Origin of the sequence: Acinetobacter sp. YH01018 (genome assembly GCF_013420295.1) — a bacterium.
Taxonomy (GTDB): Bacteria; Pseudomonadota; Gammaproteobacteria; order Pseudomonadales; family Moraxellaceae; genus Acinetobacter.
This window is the reverse complement of record NZ_VOYL01000006.1, coordinates 75,249-93,598: the sequence shown is the minus strand read 5'-3', so window position 1 is coordinate 93,598 and position 18,350 is coordinate 75,249. Positions and strand designations below refer to the sequence as shown.

Annotated in this window: 16 protein-coding genes; 9 read left to right on the top strand and 7 right to left on the bottom strand. The window is 42.3% G+C overall.

What is annotated here, in order from left to right:
* Nucleotides 1-18: 18 nt before the first annotated feature.
* Nucleotides 19-1,230 carry an Obg family GTPase CgtA gene (cgtA, locus tag FTT83_RS03985; RefSeq protein ID WP_180176229.1) on the bottom strand — a complete coding sequence of 404 codons (1,212 nt, stop codon included), beginning with the start codon at nt 1,228-1,230 and terminating at the stop codon, nt 19-21.
* Between the two features lie 268 nt (nt 1,231-1,498).
* Between cgtA and FTT83_RS03980 the strand changes: the two genes are divergently transcribed.
* On the top strand, nt 1,499-2,692 hold the full coding sequence (locus tag FTT83_RS03980) for an MFS transporter (protein WP_180176230.1): 1,194 nt from the start codon (nt 1,499-1,501) through the stop codon (nt 2,690-2,692).
* Between the two features lie 226 nt (nt 2,693-2,918).
* Here FTT83_RS03980 and FTT83_RS03975 read toward each other — a convergent pair whose 3' ends face one another.
* The 5 genes from FTT83_RS03975 to uvrB all read right to left on the bottom strand — a co-directional run bounded on the left by FTT83_RS03975 (nt 2,919) and on the right by uvrB (nt 9,074).
* Nucleotides 2,919-3,293, bottom strand: coding sequence for a helix-turn-helix domain-containing protein (locus FTT83_RS03975; RefSeq protein WP_180176231.1), 375 nt, complete (start codon nt 3,291-3,293; stop codon nt 2,919-2,921).
* Between the two features lie 205 nt (nt 3,294-3,498).
* A complete protein-coding gene (locus tag FTT83_RS03970) occupies nt 3,499-4,956 on the bottom strand; it encodes a glyceraldehyde-3-phosphate dehydrogenase (RefSeq protein WP_180044578.1) in 1,458 nt (485 codons plus the stop codon).
* 268 nt (nt 4,957-5,224) lie between these two features.
* Nucleotides 5,225-6,154 carry an EamA family transporter RarD gene (gene rarD / locus FTT83_RS03965; RefSeq protein WP_180044577.1) on the bottom strand — a complete coding sequence of 310 codons (930 nt, stop codon included), beginning with the start codon at nt 6,152-6,154 and terminating at the stop codon, nt 5,225-5,227.
* Nucleotides 6,155-6,301: 147 nt separating this feature from the next.
* Nucleotides 6,302-6,889, bottom strand: coding sequence for a lipocalin family protein (locus tag FTT83_RS03960; protein WP_180176232.1), 588 nt, complete (start codon nt 6,887-6,889; stop codon nt 6,302-6,304).
* A 160-nt stretch (nt 6,890-7,049) separates the two neighbouring features.
* The gene (uvrB, locus tag FTT83_RS03955) at nt 7,050-9,074 is read right to left on the bottom strand and encodes an excinuclease ABC subunit UvrB (protein WP_180176233.1); all 2,025 of its coding nucleotides are present in this window, start codon (nt 9,072-9,074) and stop codon (nt 7,050-7,052) included.
* A 182-nt stretch (nt 9,075-9,256) separates the two neighbouring features.
* On the opposite strand from uvrB, the gene FTT83_RS03950 reads away from it, so the two are divergent.
* Complete coding sequence (locus tag FTT83_RS03950; RefSeq protein WP_180176251.1) at nt 9,257-10,045, top strand: hypothetical protein; 789 nt, start codon at nt 9,257-9,259, stop codon at nt 10,043-10,045.
* A gap of 193 nt (nt 10,046-10,238) precedes the next feature.
* Entirely contained in the window at nt 10,239-11,696 is a 1,458-nt protein-coding gene (locus tag FTT83_RS03945; RefSeq protein WP_180176234.1) for a sensor domain-containing diguanylate cyclase, read from the top strand.
* A gap of 77 nt (nt 11,697-11,773) precedes the next feature.
* Here FTT83_RS03945 and FTT83_RS03940 read toward each other — a convergent pair whose 3' ends face one another.
* Nucleotides 11,774-11,953 carry a hypothetical protein gene (locus FTT83_RS03940; RefSeq protein WP_086199367.1) on the bottom strand — a complete coding sequence of 60 codons (180 nt, stop codon included), beginning with the start codon at nt 11,951-11,953 and terminating at the stop codon, nt 11,774-11,776.
* 432 nt (nt 11,954-12,385) lie between these two features.
* Here FTT83_RS03940 and FTT83_RS03935 point away from each other — a divergent pair, with 432 nt between their 5' ends.
* The 6 genes from FTT83_RS03935 (at nt 12,386) to FTT83_RS03915 (ending at nt 18,249) form a co-directional block, all read left to right on the top strand.
* Entirely contained in the window at nt 12,386-13,468 is a 1,083-nt protein-coding gene (locus tag FTT83_RS03935) for an OmpW family protein (RefSeq protein WP_180176235.1), read from the top strand.
* A 154-nt stretch (nt 13,469-13,622) separates the two neighbouring features.
* A complete protein-coding gene (locus tag FTT83_RS03930; protein WP_180176236.1) occupies nt 13,623-14,837 on the top strand; it encodes an MFS transporter in 1,215 nt (404 codons plus the stop codon).
* The gene (locus FTT83_RS16015) at nt 14,830-14,964 is read left to right on the top strand and encodes a hypothetical protein (RefSeq protein ID WP_257224410.1); all 135 of its coding nucleotides are present in this window, start codon (nt 14,830-14,832) and stop codon (nt 14,962-14,964) included. Before FTT83_RS03930 ends, FTT83_RS16015 begins: the two co-directional genes overlap by 8 nt.
* Before the next feature lie 188 nt (nt 14,965-15,152).
* The gene (locus FTT83_RS03925) at nt 15,153-16,115 is read left to right on the top strand and encodes a TauD/TfdA family dioxygenase (RefSeq protein WP_180176237.1); all 963 of its coding nucleotides are present in this window, start codon (nt 15,153-15,155) and stop codon (nt 16,113-16,115) included.
* Between the two features lie 402 nt (nt 16,116-16,517).
* Nucleotides 16,518-17,747 carry a chromate efflux transporter gene (chrA, locus tag FTT83_RS03920; protein ID WP_180176238.1) on the top strand — a complete coding sequence of 410 codons (1,230 nt, stop codon included), beginning with the start codon at nt 16,518-16,520 and terminating at the stop codon, nt 17,745-17,747.
* Nucleotides 17,748-17,919: 172 nt separating this feature from the next.
* Nucleotides 17,920-18,249 carry a four-helix bundle copper-binding protein gene (locus FTT83_RS03915; protein WP_180042282.1) on the top strand — a complete coding sequence of 110 codons (330 nt, stop codon included), beginning with the start codon at nt 17,920-17,922 and terminating at the stop codon, nt 18,247-18,249.
* Nucleotides 18,250-18,350: the final 101 nt, after the last annotated feature.

The window sequence follows — 18,350 nt, the reverse complement described above, 5'->3', positions numbered from 1 at the left end:
TTACTCATATTTCAGAGCTTAACGTACGTAATACGACTCTGCTTCATCTTCGCCATCTTCATCATCTTCGTCATCACCAAGAATACCGGCAAGACGTTGCTGACGACGCATCTCACGATACGCTTCTTTTGCAGCGATGGTTTGTTCACGTGTTTCAGCTTCAAGCTGGTCACGGAATGCTTTTACTTGTGCTGCGTATTCCGGATCTTCAGCTTCGAGTTCACGCTGTTTCTCGATTTCATCCATCAGGTAATACACAACTTCTTTGGTCCCTTCAGATATTAAGCCCGAAGTCTTGAATACCGGACCTGTCCACTGCATCTCTTCAAGAAGATGGTTACACCATTCTTCACGCGTCTCTTCAGGTAACTGGTCAACCTTGTTCAGCACCAGTACCACTGGCAATTTAGAAAGCGTTGGGGAGAATTTTTTCAACTCATTCAAAATTGCTTTGGCATTGTACGCCGGATCTGAACCGTCAATCGGCTGTACATCGACAATGTGCAACAAGATACGGGTACGTGCCAGATGCTTAAGGAAACGAATACCCAGACCCGCACCTTCAGATGCACCTTCAATCAGTCCTGGAATATCGGCCATCACGAATGAACGGTGACGGTCGGCATCTACCACGCCCAGATTCGGTACCATGGTGGTAAATGGATAGTCTGCAACTTTTGGTTTTGCGGCAGAAACTGCACGAATAAAGGTCGATTTACCTGCGTTAGGCATCCCGAGCAAGCCAACATCCGCCAATACTTTAAGTTCTAAACGCACTTCACGGAATTCACCTTTGGCACCGTGGGTACATTTACGTGGTGAACGGTTGGTCGAAGATTTAAAGTGTGTATTCCCTAAACCGCCCTCACCGCCTGCTGCAACCAATACACGCTGACCATCCGCAACCAGGTCACCGATAATATCGCCAGATTCTGTATCTACAATGGTAGTTCCAACCGGAACCAGTAATACGGTGTCTTCACCGCCGCGGCCTGCACAGTTTGCACCGCGACCATTTTTTGCACGTTCTGCACGAAATTTACGTGTATAACGATAATCTACTAGGGTGCTGGTGTCATCGTCGGCCTGAATATAAATACTACCGCCACGGCCACCGTCACCACCATCTGGACCACCAAATGGTACGAACTTTTCACGGCGAAAACTGGCTACGCCATTGCCACCGTCGCCAGCCTCTACGGTAATGACTGCTTCATCAACAAAGCGCATGCTGCCAATCCTCTAAAAACTTTAAAACCCCATATTCTGCCATATTTTAAAGAATTTCTCGAATATATTTATTCAGCACTGCATGAAGATGACTGAATTCAGTCTTATTTTATAAACATCAATCAAAAAGCTGATGTTGTCCGATCTTTTGCCAAGCAATTATTTTCCAACCGTCGATATAAATTAATGATCACATGATTGATTTTACTTATTTCATAATCTGGATAACTCTCCTTATAGTGCATGCAGCGTTGTTTGAGTCCTGATCATGTCTTTGCCAAAACCTGAAACTGTCAGCCCTTTGTCATCACAATTTGTATTGCTTATGGCAATTGCCTGCGGTTTATGTGCAGGTTCGGCTTATTTTAATCAGCCGCTGATTTATTCGATTGAAAAGAGTTTGAAAATTAGCACCAGTCAGGCTGGCTTAACTGTCGTGCTTGCACAAATTGGTTATGTGCTTGGCTTAATGCTGTTGGTGCCTTTAGGCGACTTCCTGAATAAACGTAAACTTGTGGTCAGTTTGATGGTATTTGCTGCCATCTCGCAAATTCTGCTGTCATTGAGCACGACCCTCAGCACCTTATATCTTTTCACCCTGTGTGCCACCTTTGGGGCAATTTCCGCTCAGGTTCTGATTCCTTTTGCTTCAACGATTAGTCCACCGGAATCCAGTGCAGCAACAGTTGGAAAACTCATGAGCGGTTTGGTGATGGGGATTATCCTGTCACGGACCTTCGCCGGTTTTGTCTCAACGTACTGGTCCTGGGAAGGTGTGTATTTATCCAGTGGCGTAATCACCCTGCTGTTTGCTGTTGTGATGTGGAAAAAACTGCCTAATACACAACCTCAAACTGGCTTAACCATCAGTAGTATTTACCGTTCACTGTTTGTACTTGCCCGAAGCAATCCACATTTAATCCGTCGAGCCTGTGCAGGTGCCTTGGGCTTTGGCATCTTGTCGATGGTCTTTACCTCGATGACCTTTGTTCTAGGCAATGCGCCTTACTACTTTAGTGATTTTGAAATTGGCCTGTTTGGCTTGCTCGGTGTTATCGGGATTTATTCATCGAGCTGGTCGGGCAAAACTGTGGGGCAAGGCAAGGAAAATCTGGTCGCAAAACTGTGTATTTTTCTAATGCTGTTTTCATGTACACCCCTGTTCTTTGCCCAGCAAAATATCTGGGTTTACGCGATTGGGGTTTTGATGAGTTATTTTGGCCTCACCGCGTTTCATGTACTAAACCAGAACCTAGTTTACCGGATTGACCTGAAAGCACGTTCACGGATTAATGCAGTCTATATGACCATCTATTTTTCGGGTGCAGCTTTGGGTTCATTGGGTGCAGTATATGCATGGGAACACTTTGGATGGATTGGCTGTGTGGCACTCGGTCTGGTCTTTTCGATTGGAATTTTACTGATTGACCGGTTTGATTTTAAGCAGATGAAAAAGGTTTAAACCCAGCATAAGGAATACACCTCAAGGTTTATTCCTTTAAAACTTATAAGACTTAATCTCTAAAACGGATAAACATTTATCCTGTGAATCGCTTCCTGATAAAAATTTGAATCAAAAAAGAAAAAGTTATACAGACTACAACCAAAGTCTGGCCCTTTGCCAGTAAAGTCACCACAAGATTCCCGCTCTTTCCAGCTGATGACTGCCAATAAAAGTAATTTAATTCTTATTTAGCAATACGGTCTTTATTCTCCAAAATCTCAGGCAAACTCCGCTCTACCCAGCCAATCAGATAATTCATTTTTTCTGCAGCTTGCGAGCCTAAAATGGTCAGCTGATATTCAACTTTAGGTGGCACCACCGGATAGACCGTACGTAGGATAAAACCATCCTGTTCGAGCATTTTTAGCGTTTGTGACAGCATTTTTTCACTCACCCCTTCAATACGCTGTTTCAGCTCACTAAAACGATGCACCCCATCGCTTAAACAACGTAAAACTAGTACTGACCATTTATTCGCCAGATGTTCCAATATTTCCCGTGATGGACATTCATTCGATAACACCTGCCCCAACAAAGGACTGATCGCATATTTACTCATTCAAGCTCTCTCCATCTGTATATTTTTATCTTTTACTTACTATTTTTAATGTACTTACCATTTGTAAGTTATCAGATTAGAATTTCAGCTACAAGTATCATTTTTTAATTAAATTCAGTAAAAATTTCTGCCTATAGCATGAGCTTAAAATAACGGCATAAAAAAAGGAGCCTCTATAGAGACTCCCTTTTACTACTTTAACAAATTATGCATTTGTTTCAGCAGGAATTTTTGGGTAGCTTACGCCGCCCATCTGTTCTGCGATACGTAATACCTGGCAGCTATAACCCACTTCGTTGTCGTACCAAACATAGCAAGTTAAACGGTTGCCTGAAGTGATTGTTGCTTGCGCATCAAATACACCTGCAGTACGTGAACCGATAAAGTCAGAAGATACCACTTCAGTTGAGTTGGTATAACCGATTTGACCTTGAAGGTTTGAGTTGATTGAGATTTGACGAATGTATTCGTTCACTTCTTCACGATCTACTTCTTTCTCAAGGGTCAAGTTAAGAATAGCCAATGAAACGTTTGGTGTAGGAACGCGTACAGAGTTACCAGTCAACTTGCCTTTAAGCGCAGGTAATGCTTTAGCAACCGCTTTAGCAGCACCTGTTTCCGTAATAACCATGTTCAATGTTGCAGCACGGCCACGACGGTCAGCTTTATGGTAATTGTCGATCAGGTTCTGGTCGTTAGTGAACGAGTGAACTGTTTCAACGTGACCATTCAGCACTTTGTATTTGTCTTCTAACACTTTAAGTGTTGGCGTGATGGCGTTAGTGGTACAGCTTGCAGCAGAGATAATGGTATCTTCATCAAGAATGTCGGCTTGGTTCACACCGTATACAACGTTCTTCATGTCACCTTTACCAGGTGCAGTCAAAATTACACGTGCAGCGCCTGGGCATTGAAGGTGTTGAGCAAGACCTTCAGCATCACGCCATTTACCCGTGTTATCAATCACCAATGCATTGTTAATACCGTAAGCAGTGTAATCCACTTCAGATGGGCTAGATGCATAGATCACTTTAATGAAGTTACCGTTTGCAATAATGGCTTCGTTTTCTTCATCAACTGAAATTGTGCCTTGGAACGGACCATGGATAGAGTCGCGACGCAGCAATGAAGCACGTTTTTCCAAATCACCATCAGATGATTTACGCACCACGATTGCTTTAAGATTTAAACCACGACCCAAACCTGATTGGCCAATGATTAAACGCGCAAGAATACGGCCAATACGACCAAAACCGTAAAGAACAACATCTTTGCCTTCTACAACCTTCGCATTACCTGCTAAAGATTTCACTGCTTCAGCAACAAAAGCGTCTACGTCACCGCCTTTTTCTTTGAATTCAACAGCAAGTTTACCTAGATCAATTTCTGCTGAACCAATATTTTCAATTTTAGCTAAAGCTTCTAAAATCGGGAAAGTGTGAACCACAGAAAGCTCAACATCCATAACACGTGTACGGCGATGCGCTTTTAAAATCTGGATTACTGAACGGTTAACTAAAGAACGACCGTATACAGAAGTCACGATATTTTTTTCACGATATAGTTGACCAATCAGGGCAATCATACGTTCCGCGATTTCTTCACGGTTTTTCCAGCGACCTTGGTGCTCTGCATGTAGGGCGATGATAGTGTCTTTGCTCACAGCTACGTCCTCTAATTAATTGTATATCTAGGCATAAATTTCAAACCCCACAATTGTAAAGGAATTATCAGCAACTTTGAATCAAAAGCTGAATGTTCAACGTGCTTTTTACAATATATTCACTATAAATTTATAAAATAGTTGTAATTATTTTCATGATTTTACTGTTAAAAGATCAGAAAGCGATTTAAAAAGTAAAAGTATACTTTTTTGTTAAATGTTGCTTAATCAAACAACCTGAGTTTTTACCCAGTTTACCGATTGAAGTCTATTTCAAACGATCCTGATAGTTTTCCACATTTTGATTCAGTGCACGCTGTTTATGCTTTTGTTTGATGATATGAATTGTACCTTCAATGACCAGCAATAAAACGGCAATCCAGATGGGGATATAAGTCAGCCACTCTCCTGCCTCAACCCGCTCCCCCAACACAATAGAAGCAAAGGCCAAAAGCACGGGCTCGAGATAACTCAGCAATCCAAAAATCACAAAAGGCAAATAACGGCTGGCCAGCATATAACTGCCCAGTCCCAACGCACTTAAAAAACCCAAGCCAATCACCGCGATAATTAAATGTGGAAAATGAGCCATTAAACTCAGACTATCGCTATGCATAAAGCCCAAGTAAAAAGCCACTGGCAAAATGAGGCATAAATCCCACCAAAAACCGCCCAAATGATCCGTTTTAAAGACCCGGCGTAAAAAGAAATATAAGGGATAAGCCAAAGCGACATAAACTGTTTCCCAGGCGATACTGCCGATACGCCAAATTTCATGTCCTACTCCTAAAATGGCCAACATCACGGCAGCCAACTGCCATTTCGACAGTTTTTCCTTATAAAGCACACAACCCACCAGCACCATCACCAAAGGTAACAGGAAGTACCCCAGTGAAACTTGCAGACCACGGCCATTAATGGGGCCCCAGAGAAATAGCCACAGTTGTGTGGTACAAAGCAGGGAGCTAAAAATCAGCCAGATCAGGAACACAGGCTGTTTAACCATACGCTTAAAAATCTGGGAAATATGCTGCAAATCACCAGACCACCACATAAACAGGGTTAGAAAAGGCAGCGTGGCCAGCATGCGCCAGGCAAAAGTCTGTTCGCTGTCCAAAGGTTTTAAAAATTGCGTATAAAAATACAACACCCCAAAAGTAACGGATGCCAATACTGACAAAGCCAAGCCTTTATACATCTTTTACCTCAAGGGGATTCTTCATTTCATGACTTTGCGAAACCATCCAAAATACTGGATCATTCAACTTTCAAACCGGAGCTATCTTAACAAATAAAAAACCATGCCTAAGCATGGTTTTGAACTTTTGTTAAAGTATGCAATATGTTACCTGATCGTCTGCTTGGTATGAATCACATCACCCAAATCATAGCCCAACGACTTGGCATATTCCAAATATTCGTTGACGACTGCCTGATCAGGTTGCGGAGTACGGGACAATACCCACATGTATTTGCGGCGTGGTTCTCCCACTAATACCGTCTGATAATTTTCATCCAGTTTAAGCACCCAGTAATCCCCTCGACCGAAGGGTAACCAGCGAATCGCCTCAGGCAAGAAACTGACTTTTAACTTGCTATTAAAAGGTGCATTTTCAATAAATGCCTCTCCAATCGACTGGGTGAGGTTACCCTCTTTGGTATAGCAGCGGTTATCTACGACCACATTGCCGTTCTCGTTCAGGGTATAGGTCGCGGTGACATCACGATCACACTTGTTTTGAAAATACAGCGGCTTGCGAGCCACTTCATACCAGACACCCAGATATTTATCCAGCTCGAGCTTTTCGACCGTTTGTAGTGGCTTGGTTTGCGCATATGCCATTGTCGCCATACCCAAACCCAGCAATACAGCTCCACCGACGGCAATTTTAGCCAGTTTATAGCCCGCTTTTGGAAGATTATCACCTGTCATAAAAGTACCTTTCAGTCAAAATTTTAAATTCTTTAAGTGCTTACACATTTAAAAATAACGACTCCAACCCAACCATACTGTAGCGTTATGTAAGGTCTGTTGACATTTCATATATGGATTGCCAACAGACCTTAATTATTTTGCAATGAAAATCATCAAGCTAGCTGAGCATCTGTGCCTTCAGACGGACTATTTCATCACGCAGTCGCGCTGCCTGTTCAAACTGCAATTCTTTCGAAGCTTTGAGCATCTCTTTTTCCAGTTTGGACAAATGTTTTGCCAGCAATTTAGGGTCTGCCAAAATGTGGCGCTCATCAGCACTCAAGGCACGAGCCTGATCCGAAATTTTCTCGTCAATTTGATCATCAGTCAGCACTTCACCGGTATCGATATCCTGGTTATTTTGACGTTTGGTACTTCTTGGAATAATCCCATGCAGTTGATTAAACTCGATCTGTTTGGCTCGGCGGCGCTCAGTTTCATCCATGGCTTTTTGCATGGAGTCGGTAATGCGATCTGCATACAGAATGGCTTTACCGTTCACGTTACGTGCAGCACGACCAATGGTTTGGATCAATGAACGTTCCGAGCGCAAGAAGCCTTCTTTATCGGCGTCCAGAATTGCCACAAGGGACACTTCCGGCATATCCAGACCTTCCCGCAGCAGGTTAATCCCGACCAGCACATCATGTACACCGCTACGCAGCTCATGAATAATCTTGGTCCGCTCCACGGTATCGATATCTGAATGCAGATAAGCTACCTTGACCCCGTATTCTTTTAAATACGAAGTTAAATCTTCCGCCATACGTTTGGTTAAGGTCGTAACCAGAACGCGTTCATCCTGTTCCTTACGGATATTGATTTCCGAAAGCACATCATCGACCTGAGTCAGCACGGGACGAATTTCGATTTCAGGATCGACCAGTCCAGTTGGACGAACCACCTGCTCGGCAATCTGCTGCGCTTTTTCCAGCTCATATTTTGCTGGTGTTGCACTGACATAAATCGTGGAGGGGATAATCCGTTCCCATTCTTCAAACTGCATCGGACGGTTATCCAGCGCACTCGGCAAACGGAAACCATAATTGACCAGATTCTCTTTACGTGAACGGTCACCCTTATACATGGCACCAATTTGCGGCACAGTGACATGCGATTCATCAATAATCAGTAAGGCATCATCGGGAATATAGTCAAATAAGGTCGGTGGTGCCTCACCTGCCGGACGGCCGGACAAATGACGTGAATAGTTTTCGATGCCGTTGGTATAACCCAATTGCTGCATCATTTCCAGATCATAGCGGGTACGCTGTTCAATACGCTGTGCTTCCAGTAATTTGTCATTAGCCCTAAAGAAACCTAAACGCTCCTGAAGTTCCTCACGAATGGTGCCAATAGCACGCTGTAAATTATCCTTCGGAGTAACATAATGACTTTTAGGGTAAATGGTTACGCGTGGAACTTTACGCACCATTTTTCCGGTTAAGGGATCAAACCAGCGAATCGAATCAACTTCATCATCAAACAGTTCAATGCGGATGGCATCCTGATCTGATTCAGCTGGAAAAATATCAATAATTTCACCACGGATACGGTAAGTACCACGCAAGAATTCCAGTTCGTTACGGCTATATTGCATTTCTACCAGACGGCGAATAATGTCATCACGGCTGATCCGGTCACCCTGCACGATATGCAATAACATGCTCATATAGGCATTCGGGTCACCCAAACCATAAATGGCCGAAACAGAAGCGACAATAATCGCATCACGACGTTCCAGTAATGACCGTGTTGCCGAAAGGCGCATCTGGTCTATATGGTCATTAATCGCCGAGTCTTTTTCAATAAAGGTATCGGAAGATGGCACATACGCTTCAGGCTGATAATAGTCGTAATAGCTGACGAAATATTCAACCGCATTATTCGGGAAAAATGACTTGAACTCGCCATACAGCTGTGCAGCCAAGGTTTTATTATGTGCCATGACAATGGTAGGACGCTGTAACTGGGAAATCACATTGGCCATGGTATAGGTTTTACCCGACCCGGTTACCCCAAGTAACAACTGGTCGTGATAGCCGTTTTGAATACCTTTGACTAATTTTTCAATGGCTTGTGGCTGATCCCCCGCAGGCTGATAGCTGGTCACTAATTCAAAAGGTTGATGACTATCCGACATATTATTCAGCTTCTATACACTAATGCAGTTTGAATGATATGAGGGTTAAAGCTCAACATTCAATATCAATCTCCTGATATTTAGCGAGGGAGTTATATAAAGAAAATTGCAACATTTTTGTCTTGACCGCATGTGCATTCAATAGCAACATGAGACAAAGCCTCATGATCACAATAAAGCCTATGACTTACCATTACCATGACGAAAGTATTGTCAAAAATCTACCAGAAGATACCGTTTTTGTCTTTGGCAGCAACATGGCAGGAAACCATGCAGGTGGGGCTGCGCGTACTGCCCTGCAATATTTTGGCGCAATGCAAGGCGTCGGACGTGGCTGGTCAGGTCAAAGTTATGCCATTCCCACCATGAACGAGCATTTGCAACAGATGCCCTTGTCGCAAATTCAGCACTATATTGATGACTTCAAGATTTATACCAAAAACCATCCGAAAATGACCTATTTCATTACCTCGGTGGGTTGCGGCATTGCTGGCTATAAAACCGAAGAAATTGCCCCAATGTTTAAGGGTATTTCACATAATGTCATTTTCCCTATTTCTTTCCGCCCTTTTGTAGAAAGAGCCTTACCCAAGCTGACCCGTCATTTTCTCAGAACGGTATTTACCGATGAGGTTATTTTCTCCTCCCCAGATGAAGATATTACAGCCTGTTTAGATTTGTCAGAAAATGAAAAAAGTGCCGCCCGAATTATTCTCAATACCCAAATGTACCCAACCGACAGTAATGGCCGGGACCGAAATTTTGAAATTTCAGACATTTTGCATGTGTTAAACGGCAAGATTTTTGACTGGCAAGACCATTCAGAAGGTTCGATGATGTTTGGCGGAGTCATTCTGGCTTTGCTTGAACTCTACAATATCAACGAAAAAGACTTTATGGATGTCTGGCAAGGTGAACGTGAAATTTCTGCGCCTAAGCCAGAAAACAAGGCCCGTAGAGCCAGTCGCTAAGCTTTAATCCTATTTCATAAAACCGATCTTGAAAGCCAGTTCCCGAATTGGCTTTTTTTATTCACCTGATTTTTTATTTTGAGATACCCTGCTCATTAAAAATACATATTATTTTACTTATCATATTATTTTAAAATCATTTTTTACATCATATACTTGATACTTAAATTCTAAAAAATAATGAGCGCCTTAAATGGACATGCTGAACTCCCCTTTTTTTGAACTCTCTCCCGTTGCCATGTGGCTGGAAGACTATAGTGAAATCAAAAAACAATTTGATCTTTGGCGTAGTCAGGGCGTGCAAGATCTGTTCAGTTTCCTGCAAGAAGATGAATCGCGTATTCTTGCATGCGCAAAAAAAATTAAATTATTAAAGGTCAATTCTAAAACCCTTGAACTTTATCAGGCCAATGACTTTGAACATCTATCGCAAAACCTGCAATTAGTCTTTAAAAAAGACATGGCAAAAACCCATATCCACGAACTGGTTGCGTTGTGGAAGGGTGAAACCCGTTTTTCCAATTCTGCGGTAAACTACACCTTGACTGGAAAGCGCCTGGATATCCAGCTCAAAGGCATTGTACTGCCGCAACATGAACAGGATTTATCCTTGGTATTAATTACCACCGAAGACATCACTTCTTATACTGAAGCCTGCCGTAAGGAAGAACGAAGCCGCCATCTGGCAGAGGCACGCTTTACTTATTCTCCAACCTCTCTTTGGATAGAAGATTTCAGCCGTATTAAAATTAAACTGGATCAATTGCGTAAATTAGGCATTGAAGATTTTGCCACCTTTCTGGATGTGCATAGTGAGTTTGTCATTGAATGCATCAAGGAAATTAAAGTGATTGATGTCAATCAAGCCACCCTCGATTTGTTTGGTGCAGCCAGTAAAGAGATTTTATTAAAAAATCTTCATAAAATTTTTGCTGAGGAAATGGTTCGAACATTCCGGGAACAATTGATTGAACTGTGGAACGGTCATCTGCATCATCAACGTGAAGTAGTCAATTACGCAATTGATGGCAGCATTCGCCATGTACTGCTGCAATTTACCGTATTTCCGAATTATCTGGATGACTGGAGCATTGTACAGGTTGCCCTGACTGATATTACGGCGCGCAAAAAAGCTGAACATTATCTTGAATATTTAGGCAAACACGACGTACTCACCCAACTGTACAACCGTTCTTTTTATGTGGCAGAACTGAATCGGCTTGAACGCAATTTATTACATCCAATTTCGTGTATTTTTATAGATTTAAATGGACTGAAAATACTGAATGATAGCGAGGGACATGATGCAGGTGACGGTGTCTTACGGCGTATAGGCAACATCCTGAACCAGTTGATTCAGCATACGCCCTATTCGGCCTCACGTATTGGCGGAGATGAGTTTGTCGTTCTTTTACCCGGTGCAGATGAGGCAGCCTTACAAAACTGCCTGCAAAGTCTGCAGGAACTTTTGTCGGTGGACAATCAATTTTATGCCAATCAGCCGATCAGCCTGTCTATAGGTCATGCGACAAATTTGCCGCATGAACGGATTGAAGATATGCTGAAGCGTGCTGACCTGGAGATGTATCACCAGAAAAAGAATTACTATCAGAACCATGATAGACGAAACCAACTTTCTGACTCGAATTAAATATCCAAAACCCTAGTTTAACTGCAATAAAAAAGCCATGGTCAGACCATGGCTTTTTTATTTTTTATATGAAGAACTTAACGCTTACCCATGGAGCGGCGTGTACCACGTGGTGGCATCCAGGTACGATCAGCATAGCGCTGCGGTTTAGGGCGTAAATCTTCCAAGACTTCATCGGAAGAATTCTCATCTGCCTTTTTCATCGGGAAAGGTAAATTAACCAAGGGTTTTTTCTTGGGCGTATTTTGGGTGCTCATATGATTCACTCAAGGATTTCTGCAGCATATTGTACGGAAAAATGCTTCTCAGTGCGAGACAGGATTTTAGCTCATGGTGCAATCACTTGAGTCAATTGCTTTAGTTATGCCAGCGATGATCTGTTTTTAACTGCATCGTCATCAGCATTGACCACATCAGCCCCTATATCAACGCTATTAATGCATTAAAAATATATAAATATCATCTCAATTCCTACCTGTTATTAACCTACAAAAACTTTATCCATTAGCAAAAACAGCAGTTTACATAAAGTTATTTTTCTTCATGTTACTGAAAAAAAACAGTTAATTTTTTACATGAATACTACCCGATTAATATTTTTGAGTAACAAAATGATTTTTCTCTAAATATAGAATAAGAAATGTGAACAAAAAAAATGAATAATCGAAAAATGGACATGGAGTCCCTGAATGAAAAAAACGTTATTTTGTATGATGTCGTCTCTTGCTGCCCTACCCGCTGTAAGCTATGCCGATTCACATTATTTCAGCTTAAAAGATGGCGATGGTTTTAAACGCTTTTCTGTTTCTGTCGGTGCCCTACATGTCATGCCGCAGGGTAAAGCCCAGCCCTTTCAGGTGAATACAGCTGTTAAAAATGGTGAAGTTGCCAAGAATGGCGATATTCAGGTCGATACTGTATTAAACAACCTAGATCCGGAGGTCAATCAGACTGCACTTGCCACCGTTTTAAGAGGTTTGGGCTTTTTTACCGGAGGTCAGCTTGGAAGCGAACTCAGTGGCAGCTCACAAATTTATGGGCTGGAACAATGGGATAACCCAGGTACAGGCCTAGAGGCCGATGATGTCACAACACTGGGGATCATGACCAATTACTTCTTTACAGATAACCTTTCCTTTGAAATCAAAGCCGGTATTCCGCCCAAAGTTGACTTACAGGGTAAAGGAAAGATTTATGCACCCTTCTTGGCTGTAGCAACACCGCAAATTGGTAACTTGCCCTTAGAATTCCTCAATATTGATTTGCAAAACAATATCTTTATTACCGATTTAGAAGCTCATGGACCTGCTGCCTCGGCTCGTGCCTGGACACCGGCCTTTGAGTTCCAGTATCACTTTGGTAAAACCGGAGTCAATAAATTCCGCCCTTATGTTGGTTTAGGTTTGATGTATGCTTATTTCAATGAACTGGAAATCAATCCGCGTACAGAACAGGACTTGATTGCAGCTGGTCATATGATTGCCAACATCAAACAAGGCAATGCCGGAGCTTCACTGGAAGCTAAACCGAGTAAAGCCAATCCTCAAGTCAACCTTGAAGCAACGGATGTTATTGCCCCAATTGCAACTGTCGGTTTCACCTATGATTTTAATGAGCGCTGGTTTGCGGTGGGTTCAGTGTCTTATGCACATCTGAAAAATGAAACCACGATTACAGTAGCTGATGAACAATTAGGTACATTAATTACCTCCAAAGCAGATATTGAAGTCAACCCGATACTTGCTTATGCGGGGATCGGTATGCGTTTCTAAGTTTTTAATAATCCAAAGACGACTTTAAGTCGTCTTTTTAATCTTTATAAAACTTTCTATAACTTAATTTTATCTTTTGTTGAAATTTAATTTAATCGCCTCGTCCTTTATAATCGAATAACATAGCCACAACACAACTCCGCATGGATGAAATATGTCAGACACCCGTTTTTCCAAACCTCTGATTTACATGTTAATTGGAAGTGCCGTTATTCTGGCTTTATCCTTGGGTGTCCGTCATGCATTTGGTTTATATCTTGTTCCCATGAGCCATGAGTTTGGCTGGGGACATAATGTCTTTAGTCTTGCCATTGCCATGCAAAACCTGATTTGGGGTGCAGTACAACCCATTACCGGAGTTTTTGCCGATAAATATGGCAGTAAAATTGTAGTTGCTATTGGTGGTGCACTTTATACCCTTGGCCTGTTGCTGATGGCCGTCAGCTCCAGCGGCTTGCTGCTGAATTTAAGCGTCGGTTTAATTTTAGGTCTGGCACTTTCTGCGACCTCTTTTCCCATATTGCTTTCTGCTGTGGGGCGTGCCGCACATCCTGAAAAACGCAGTCTGGCGATGGGTATTGCCAGTGCAGCAGGCTCTTTTGGTCAATTTAGCATGCTGCCATCGACCCTGCTGCTTTTACAAAGTGTCGGCTGGTCAGCTGCATTGATGGTCAGTGCCATTTTAATTGCCTTCATTATTCCATTGGCGTGGACTTTAAAAGCGCCTGCTTATACGCCTGCGAATGTTTCGGCTGCCATCCCAACACCGGCATTAAGTATCAAAGAAATTCTGAGGATTGCCAAAAATCATAAACCGTTCTGGTTCCTGTCTTTAGGCTTTTTTGTCTGCGGTTTTCAGGTGGTGTTTATTGGTATTCATTTACCGGGTTACCTGATTGATCATGGTTTTGATGCCACCACAGGCACAGTATTTCTGGCTCTGGTCGGTTTATTTAATATTGTCGGTACTTATACCGCAGGCTGGCTGGGTGGAAAATACTCAAAACCTCACTTGCTGATGGGTTTATATGGCCTGCGTGGTATTGCCATTATTGGCTTTTTATTGCTGCCTTTGAGTATCTGGACAATTTACAGCTTTGGCATCATTATGGGCTTATTGTGGTTGTCTACGGTTCCCCTCACCAATGGTATTGTGGCGAACATGTTTGGCATAAAATATCTATCCATGCTCAGTGGTATCGTGTTCTTTACCCATCAGGTCGGCTCGTTCTTTGGCGGATGGCTGGGGGGTGTCAATCATGACATGACTGGCGACTACAATATGATCTGGATGTTTTCTATCCTGTTAAGTGTATTTGGGGTTCTGGTTCATTTCTTTGTCAATGAGGAGCATGTGGTTCATGACTGATTCTATGCTTGGACTCAAAATCTCGATTGCTGTAGCGATTGGTCTGTTATTGACTATCGCCATTGTGCTTTGGGTCAAAACACCGCAACTGTTTGAGTATTTCAATCAGGCCTTTTGCGCGCATTAATGCTGAAATATCAGCAGTGAAAACAGCAAAAAAACCGCTTTCTTTTGCTGTTTATATTAAAAGTTTAACAATCATCAATTTAAGTATTTTTCACTAGGATTTCATAAGCTTATAAAATATTTTGATTTTATCTTTTGTTCTGGATTGCTTAGATTTTACTTCAACGTAAAAAACATCAGAGCAAAACAATGACGGCACTCACCCAACTTTCTCAGGCAATACATGATGCACCGCGCTGGCATCAGCCAGAACAATTTCAAAACCCGCAAAATATTACTATTGTGCCCTTAGAGGGTGAAGCTTTAGGGGCTGTGGTTTTTGGCCTGGATGCACGTAAAGCCCAAGCAGGTGAAACCATTTACCGTCTAAAACAAGCATTGGCCGAACATCTGATTTTAATTTTCAAAAACCAGCGCTTGGACGATTTACAGTATTTAGCCTTTGCCAGCTATTTTGGTTCCATTTTCCGCCCAAGTGCAGATAATCCGGTACTTGCCACCCAAACAGATACCGGTACACCACCCGATGTCGTGCCCGTTTCCAATGCTGTGGGACAGGGAGACTACACCGGCCATGGTGAACTTTCGCCCCATGCCGATCACCAATGGACGCCACAACCGTCTTTTGGTTCATTACTTTATGCCATTGAATTACCAAAAGACGGTGGGCAAACATCCTGGTTTAACACCATCCAGGCTTATAATGCTTTAGATGAAGCAACCAAACAGCATATCGATCAATTACAACTGATTACCTATAACCCCTTTGTTCGTCGACAACACCTGAAAGACAATGACAATAATGGTTATGGCAGCAGTCCTCTATATCGCTTTAAAGATCAGCCGATTATTGGTCATGCCTATCCTCATCCACTGGTACATACCCATCCTGAGAGTGGTCGTAAAGCGCTCTGGTTAAATACCCATTCCAAGGTGGAACTGGTCAATTATGATGATCAGGCTGGCAGTGAATTGATTGCTTCATTGCGCGAACATCTGTTAAAACCTGAATTCCGCTATGAACATCAATGGCAACAGGGCGATATCGTATTTTGGGATAATCAGGTTACCCTACATTCACGCAAATCATTCCCTAGTGAGCAGCGCCGTTTGCTAAAACGTATCAGTCTGGCAGGTGGTCGGCCTTATTAAGGGATTCATCCATCTGAAATAATAACAATAAACAATAACTGAAAAATTACTCCACAGCATCATGACCTCATCTACATTTACGAATAGGCAAAATCGTAAATAAAATAAAAAATGCGTCATGATGCTGCAATTTTTTATTATCCCCCTTACCTTAGGATAGGCTCCCTCTGCTTATCAGTAACTAGCGTGCGATACATCACATCGGGGATCATTTTCAATGATGGTCATCTTGTTTAAATATTTACGAGTTAAATTAAAAAATAAAAGCCCATCAAAAGTAATTACTTGGGATGGGCTTTTTCATATTTGCAATATGTATTGCAGGAAAACCATACAACAAGGTCAATCCGACCTGTTAATCTTGCTCGGGCTAAAACTCAAATATTTTTGGATCGTTTCATCATGTCATCCCCTGTTCCCACGCTGTCAAATTTCAGCTTGTTTAAAATATTCCTCAGATTAGGCTATACGGCATTTGGCGGTCCAGCAGCCCATCTGGTGTTTTTTTATCGGCGTTTTGTGCAACAGCTTGGTTATCTGGATGAGCATCAATATGCCCATCTGCTGGCCTTGGTACAAATTTTACCTGGCCCGACCAGTAGCCAGATGGGGATTGCGATTGGTTTTCAGCTAAAAGGTTATCGGGGTGCGCTACTGGCATGGCTGGGCTTTACTTTACCTTCGGCACTGCTCATGACCCTTGCGGCAATGCTGGGTATTCAATTTTCTGGTTATTTTTCTGTCGAATTTTTCCATGTGATTCAACTCATTGTATTTAGCGTGGTGGCATGGGCATTCTGGCAAATGTTACGTAGCTTTTGTAAAGAGCAATGGCAGTATGTATTAATGCTACTGTCGGGCTTATTTGTCTATCTAGTTCCCATCAGTATCAATCAGGTTTTGGTGATTCTTTTTGGTGCTTTAGCAGGACTGATTTATCTGCATTATTTTCCGCAAAAAAATACCCCTAAACCCGTTACGGGCATCTCAATCACAGCTAAAAAACCTTTCGCTTATCTCTGGCTGATTTTATTCGCCTTACCTTTTGTACTGGTTCCAGCACTACAATATTTCTTTCCCAGTATTTGGCTAGACAGTTTTACCAGTTTATACCGCGCGGCTTCTCTAGTCTTTGGTGGCGGTCATATTATTTTGCCATTTTTACAGCAGGACTTTGTTGCATCCGGCTTGGTCTCCCAGCAACATTTTGACCTGGGCTATGCCATTGCCCAGCTGATGCCAGGCCCATTATTCAGTTTTGCCAGCTATCTGGGTGCTTTATTACCCTTAAGTTCATCGGCAGTACTGAATGCCGCCTTTGCAACTGCAGTGATTTTCTTGCCTTCTTTTTTCCTCATTTTCGGCGCTTTACCTTACTGGTCGCGTTTAATGCAATTTCCAGGTTTATTTCAAGCTTTGGCAGGCGTTAATGCTGCTGTGGTGGGCCTGTTATTATGCCTGGTGGTGCAGATGGGTGAAAAATATGTACTGTCTGGCTTAGATATTGTTTTTATTATCGCTGTCATTGCATTGCTTAGGAGCAAAATTCCAGTCTGGCTGACCTTAATCAGCAGTTTCTTTAGTTATTATGGACTCTTGTGGCTATTGGATCATCATGGCTTTTTCTCATAGCCTATAGAATCCAGTGATCCACTCTCTATTTACCCAGATTTTTTATCATGCAGCATTCGCTTACTTAAAGTGGACACTGTTTACTTTTAATCACTCAATCTCTCTATTTTCTTAGTCTATTTGTAATTAGCTTATTCAGATATCAATTTAAATTATTAATCAGGAAAACAGAATGAATACTGTCAGCTTTTCGGATTGTGCCCAAATGTGTATGACCTGTTCTTTGACCTGTACCACCTGTGCAGCTGCTTGTCTGGATGAAAATGAGATAGAGATAATGCGTGAATGCATTAAACGCTGTCTGGACTGTGCAGATATGTGCAATTTATGCGCCCGCTCTGAACAAAGAACCTCTGCCTTTATGCAGGAAATCTGTCAGCTCTGTGCTCAAATGTGCGATTACTGCGCCAAAGAATGCAGTAAACATGAAGCTGAACATTGCCAGCGATGTGCCGAAACCTGCCAGCAATGTGCCACAGAATGCCGTAAAATGGCAGCCTAAATCCAAGCAAGTGATAAGCAAAAATAGGAACACTTGATCTTGCGGGTTTGCGCTAAGCGCTATTCTCACTCTCATGCCCTTATTAGATATTTTATCCTACA

Excerpts from the sequence above, each read along its gene's own strand:
- FTT83_RS16015 (WP_257224410.1), top strand. The coding sequence starts at position 14,830 with ATGACTGATTCTATGCTTGGACTCAAAATCTCGATTGCTGTAGCGATT.
- uvrB (WP_180176233.1), bottom strand. The coding sequence starts at position 9,074 with ATGTCGGATAGTCATCAACCTTTTGAATTAGTGACCAGCTATCAGCCT.
- FTT83_RS03915 (WP_180042282.1), top strand. The coding sequence starts at position 17,920 with ATGAATACTGTCAGCTTTTCGGATTGTGCCCAAATGTGTATGACCTGT.
- FTT83_RS03960 (WP_180176232.1), bottom strand. The coding sequence starts at position 6,889 with ATGACAGGTGATAATCTTCCAAAAGCGGGCTATAAACTGGCTAAAATT.
- FTT83_RS03930 (WP_180176236.1), top strand. The coding sequence starts at position 13,623 with ATGTCAGACACCCGTTTTTCCAAACCTCTGATTTACATGTTAATTGGA.
- FTT83_RS03950 (WP_180176251.1), top strand. The coding sequence starts at position 9,257 with ATGACTTACCATTACCATGACGAAAGTATTGTCAAAAATCTACCAGAA.
- FTT83_RS03980 (WP_180176230.1), top strand. The coding sequence starts at position 1,499 with ATGTCTTTGCCAAAACCTGAAACTGTCAGCCCTTTGTCATCACAATTT.
- rarD (WP_180044577.1), bottom strand. The coding sequence starts at position 6,154 with ATGTATAAAGGCTTGGCTTTGTCAGTATTGGCATCCGTTACTTTTGGG.
- cgtA (WP_180176229.1), bottom strand. The coding sequence starts at position 1,230 with ATGCGCTTTGTTGATGAAGCAGTCATTACCGTAGAGGCTGGCGACGGT.
- FTT83_RS03935 (WP_180176235.1), top strand. The coding sequence starts at position 12,386 with ATGAAAAAAACGTTATTTTGTATGATGTCGTCTCTTGCTGCCCTACCC.
- FTT83_RS03945 (WP_180176234.1), top strand. The coding sequence starts at position 10,239 with ATGGACATGCTGAACTCCCCTTTTTTTGAACTCTCTCCCGTTGCCATG.
- FTT83_RS03940 (WP_086199367.1), bottom strand. The coding sequence starts at position 11,953 with ATGAGCACCCAAAATACGCCCAAGAAAAAACCCTTGGTTAATTTACCT.
- FTT83_RS03975 (WP_180176231.1), bottom strand. The coding sequence starts at position 3,293 with ATGAGTAAATATGCGATCAGTCCTTTGTTGGGGCAGGTGTTATCGAAT.
- FTT83_RS03925 (WP_180176237.1), top strand. The coding sequence starts at position 15,153 with ATGACGGCACTCACCCAACTTTCTCAGGCAATACATGATGCACCGCGC.
- chrA (WP_180176238.1), top strand. The coding sequence starts at position 16,518 with ATGTCATCCCCTGTTCCCACGCTGTCAAATTTCAGCTTGTTTAAAATA.